The following is a 4,922-nucleotide window of genomic DNA, read 5'->3' as shown; positions in this document are numbered from 1 at the left end:
TATAAAAAAAAAAAACATAAAAAATTGATTAAATCCAATGAGTTTATAAAATACATATTTTAAATTTGGCTTGAAATTTGCTTGATTTTTAAATACAATTAAAAATATAGAAAGTTAAGGAGATGTGATGTTTATCAGACTTGTGATTTTTATAGCAAGTATTTTTATTTTAAGTGCTTGTGCAAATCGTCAAGATACTTTTGCTCAAGTAAATCAAGTTTCTAAAAATTCAGGATGCACCTCTTGTGAAAGTCCAAGTGGTTTTGAAGCAAAAATAAAAGGACTTTTGTATATTAGTGATGTAGGTATTGAATGTTGTGCTAATAAAAGAACTCTTGATACTGGTGTAGCTTTAAAAAAAGTTTATTTACATAGATTTTATGATTTAAGTGAAGATAAAAAAACTTTATTTACTAACAATCAAAAATATTTTGTTGATACTCAATTTAATGCTGTTTTTTATGTTTATTTAAAACAAGAGCTTGAGTCAAGAGGGATTGTAGTATTGGAAAACAATAATGACAATTCTCCTTATGTAACTAAAGTTGATCTAGCTTTTATTGACTATAATTCTAAAAAAGATTCTACAGGGCTTCATTCTAGACTGGTTGGAGTTTTATCTCTTTATGATGTAAATAAAAATAGAAAATTTACCATACGCACAAAACAAGATGTACAAGGTTTTGATAACCTAAAAGAAATCACTTTCTATACTCATCTTTTGATTAAACAAATGGCTAATAAAGCAGCAAGTATCATTGCCTCACTTTGAAATGTTTTAATTGTGAGGAATTTGCTCTTTTAGGATTCTGTGATAAATGCAAGGAAAATTTAAAAGAGCTTTCCTTAAGCATAAGAATGCTTGATAAAAATTTTAAAGTTTATTCTTTTTATAAATATGAACAAATCAAGCATCTTCTTTATTCTAAACACCATTTTTATGGATATTTTGTTTTTAATATGCTTGCAAAATTAAGTTTTAAAAAGTTTAAACATTTTTTTAATCCAGATATAAAAATTAATGCTATAGCTTTAGATGATAAGGTTGAAAATTTGCTTTATTCTCATTCAGCAATTTTACTTAGATATTTAAAAAGCAAAAATATTAAACCAGTTTATGGAGCACTTCATGCTCAATCTAATGTAAAATATTCAGGTCAAAATATGCAATTTCGTCAGCAAAATAAAAGAAATTATAAGCTTTTAAAAAAAATAAATCATCCTGTAATCTTAGTTGATGATGTTGTAACTTCTGGTTCTAGTTTATTGGAAGCTAAAGAACTTTTAGAAAAAAATAAAATTTTTGTTCTTTTTGCTCTTGTTTTAGCTGATGCAAAAGAATAATTTGATACAATAATCATTTTTTAGGCTTTAAGGATTTTTATGGAAAATATTTTTAACAAAGATACTGATATTGATCTTATTGATATAGAAAATTCTATTAAAAGTAGTTATCTTGATTATTCTATGAGTGTTATTATAGGACGTGCTCTACCTGATGCAAGAGATGGTTTAAAGCCAGTTCATAGAAGAATTTTGTATGCAATGAATGATCTTGGAGTAGGCAGCAAAAGTAAGCATAAAAAATCAGCACGTATTGTGGGGGATGTAATAGGTAAGTATCATCCTCATGGAGATAGTGCTGTTTATGATGCTCTTGTAAGAATGGCTCAAGATTTTTCTATGCGTTATCCAACTATAGATGGACAAGGAAATTTTGGATCTATTGATGGAGATAGTGCTGCTGCTATGCGTTATACTGAAGCTAAAATGACAATTTTAGCAGAAGAGCTTTTAAAAGATATTGATAAAGATACAGTTGATTTTATTCCAAATTACGATGGAACAACTACAGAGCCAGATATATTACCTTCTAGGGTTCCAAATCTATTGCTTAATGGATCAAGCGGTATTGCAGTGGGTATGGCAACAAATATTCCACCGCATAGTTTAAATGAATTAATAGATGCAATTTTATATTTAATTGATCATAAAGAAGCAAGCTTAGAAGAATTAATGCAATTTATTAAAGGACCTGATTTTCCAACAGGAGGTATTATTTATGGAAAAAAGGGGATTATAGAAGCCTATAAAACAGGAAGAGGGCGTATTAAAATTCGTGCTAAAACACATATAGAAAAAAAAGTAAATAAAGACATTATAGTTATTGATGAGCTTCCCTATCAAACCAATAAAGCAAGACTTATAGAACAAATTGCTGATTTAGTAAAAGAAAAACAAATTGAAGGAATTTCAGAAGTTAGAGATGAAAGCGATAGAGAAGGAATACGTGTTGTTATAGAACTTAAACGTGAAGCAATGAGTGAGATTGTTTTAAATAATCTTTTTAAATCAACAACAATGGAAAGTACTTTTGGTGTAATTATGTTAGCTATTTATAACAAAGAGCCAAAGATATTTTCTTTAATAGACCTTTTAAATTTATTTTTAACTCACAGAAAAACAATTATCATTAGAAGAACGATTTTTGATCTTCAAAAGGCAAGGGCTAGAATGCATATTTTAGAAGGATTAAAAATTGCACTAGATAATATCGATGAAATCATAGCTTTAATTAAAAATAGCCCTGATAATACAAAAGCTAAAGAAGAATTAGTTATAAAATTTAATTTAAGCGAAATTCAAGCAAGCGCTATTTTAGATATGAAGCTTGGACGTCTTACCGGACTTGAAAGAGAAAAAATTGAAAATGAGTTAAAAGAACTTATTTTAGAAATTGATAGACTAGAAAAAATCTTAAAAAGTGAAGTTTTATTAGAAAATTTAATAAAAGAAGAGCTTAAAGAAATAAGAACTAAATTTGATGTTCCAAGGATTACCCAGATTGAAGATGATTATGATGATATTGATATTGAAGATTTGATACCAAATGAAAATATGGTTGTTACCATAACTCATCGTGGTTACATCAAACGTGTGCCAAGTAAGCAATATGAAAAACAAAAGCGAGGAGGTAAAGGAAAACTCGCAGTTACTACCTATGATGATGATTTTATTGAAAGCTTTTTTACTGCCAATACTCATGATACTTTAATGTTTGTAACTGATCGCGGCCAACTTTATTGGCTTAAAGTTTATAAAATACCTGAAGGAAGTCGCACAGCAAAAGGAAAGGCTGTTGTAAATCTTATCAATCTTCAAGCTGATGAAAAAATTATGGCTATTATTCCTACTACAGATTTTGATGAGAGTAAATCTTTATGCTTCTTTACTAAAAATGGTATAGTAAAAAGAACAAATTTAAGTGAATACCAAAATATTAGAAGTGTTGGAGTAAAAGCTATCAATCTTGATGAAGATGATGAGCTTGTTACCGCCATCATCGTTCAAAGAGATGAGAATGAAATTTTTGATAAAAATGATGAAGAAAATATACAAGAAGAAGTAAATGTTTTAGAAGAAAATGCAGACTTAAACGATAATATTCAAGGAAAAATGCTTTTTGCTGTTACTAAAAAAGGTATGTGTATCAAGTTTCCTCTTGCTAAAGTTAGAGAGATTGGTCGCGTAAGTCGAGGAGTAACCGCTATTAAATTTAAAGAAAAAAATGACGAATTAGTTGGGGCTGTTGTCATAGAAAATAACGAACAAGAAATCTTAAGCATAAGTGCTAAAGGTATAGGTAAAAGAACTACTGCTGGAGAATATAGACTTCAAAGTAGAGGTGGAAAAGGTGTTATTTGTATGAAGCTTACAGATAAAACTAAAGATTTAATTAGTGTTGTTATTGTAGATGAGAGCATGGATTTAATGGCATTAACAAGTAGCGGTAAAATGATACGCGTAGATATGCAAAGTATAAGAAAGGCTGGAAGAAACACAAGTGGAGTTATCGTTGTAAATGTAGAAAACGATGAAGTAGTTAGCATAGCTAAATGTCCAAAAGAAGAAAATGAAGAGGAGGAGGAAGTAAATTTAAATTTGGAATAGTTTTTGCTTTTTAACTTGGAATTACAATATATTGAAGGTGTATATATGAAAAAATTATTTTTTATGCTTGTTATAGCAATGGTTTTTGGTGGATGTGTTCCTAATACAACAAAAATGAACAATACAACTGCAAATAATACAGTTGCAAATAACAATCCAGATATTATTGTTCAAAAAGTTGATAAAGATGATGTAAGAAATATCATCAAAGAAGAAAAAATGTTAGCTCCTGATGTTAGCGAAACAGAACTTAGCTTTACAGCTGTTGGAGAAGGAATAGCTCCTTTAAATACCGTATCTTCCGCTCAAGCTTTAGCGCTTGCTAAAAGAGCTGCAATAACTGATGCTTATAGACAACTTGCAAGCAAACTTTATGGAGTGAAAGTAAATGGTAAAGATACGGTAAAAGATGCTATGCTAAGAAGTTCAACAATTACTGCTCAAGTTAATGGACTTATAAAAAATGCAAGTATAATTGATGAAAGTTTTAATCAAGGACTTTATAGAGTTAATGTAGAACTTAAAATAGATGCAGACAAGTGGAAAGAATTATTTGCTTATTAATTTTATTAAATTTAAAACTATTTGCCCAAGATGAATTTATATTTTGGGCTGAACTTTCTAGTAAAAATTTAATTCTTTTTCATCAAAGTCAAAATATATCCTTAGCAATGACAAAAAGTGATAATTTTCTTAGTGATTTTGTATGCGAACTCCCCTATACTCAAAAAGACTATCTTAAATTTCCTAAAAATTCTTTAGGATTTATTGATGAAAATATGCCAAAAAAGATTAAATTAGATTTTTTAAATGCACACAAAGATGAATTAAATGAATGCTTTATAGGAGCTAAAATTCAAATAAAAAGTTTTACCCAAACAAATCTTTTAAAAGCTCAAAATGAAATTTATATAAAAATTTTACCCCTTCGTTTTAGTGTTGATTTTGGTTCAAATAGTGCACTGATTTAC

The 4,922-nt window shown here is 28.5% G+C and carries 5 protein-coding genes; all 5 read left to right on the top strand.

Going from position 1 to position 4,922, the window contains the following annotated elements:
• The first annotated feature begins 127 nt into the window (after positions 1–127).
• Positions 128–772, top strand: a complete 645-nt coding sequence (gene mapA / locus JG677_RS07030) for an outer membrane lipoprotein MapA (RefSeq protein WP_200168977.1) — start codon at positions 128–130, stop codon at positions 770–772.
• On the top strand, positions 769–1,344 hold the full coding sequence (locus JG677_RS07025) for a ComF family protein (protein WP_200217143.1): 576 nt from the start codon (positions 769–771) through the stop codon (positions 1,342–1,344). The genes mapA and JG677_RS07025 overlap by 4 nt, the downstream gene beginning before the upstream one ends.
• Positions 1,345–1,383: 39 nt before the next feature.
• Positions 1,384–3,951: a DNA gyrase subunit A gene (gyrA, locus tag JG677_RS07020; protein ID WP_200285941.1), complete on the top strand. Its 2,568-nt coding sequence runs from the start codon at positions 1,384–1,386 to the stop codon at positions 3,949–3,951.
• A gap of 45 nt (positions 3,952–3,996) precedes the next feature.
• Complete coding sequence (gene flgP, locus JG677_RS07015; RefSeq protein WP_200217142.1) at positions 3,997–4,515, top strand: flagellar assembly lipoprotein FlgP; 519 nt, start codon at positions 3,997–3,999, stop codon at positions 4,513–4,515.
• Positions 4,491–4,922, top strand: a 432-nt coding sequence (locus JG677_RS07010) for a hypothetical protein (RefSeq protein WP_200285939.1), incomplete at its 3' end; no start/stop codon positions are given. The genes flgP and JG677_RS07010, both read left to right, overlap by 25 nt.

The sequence above is a fragment of the Campylobacter sp. TTU-622 genome, from assembly GCF_016598965.1.
Classification (GTDB): Bacteria; Campylobacterota; Campylobacteria; order Campylobacterales; family Campylobacteraceae; genus Campylobacter_D.
The sequence above is the reverse complement of the archived record's forward strand: the minus strand, read 5'-3'. Positions and strand labels throughout refer to the sequence as shown.

Bases quoted from the DNA above. Each gene is read 5' to 3' on its own strand.
- mapA (WP_200168977.1), top strand. From the start codon at position 128: ATGTTTATCAGACTTGTGATTTTTATAGCAAGTATTTTTATTTTAAGT.
- gyrA (WP_200285941.1), top strand. From the start codon at position 1,384: ATGGAAAATATTTTTAACAAAGATACTGATATTGATCTTATTGATATA.
- flgP (WP_200217142.1), top strand. From the start codon at position 3,997: ATGAAAAAATTATTTTTTATGCTTGTTATAGCAATGGTTTTTGGTGGA.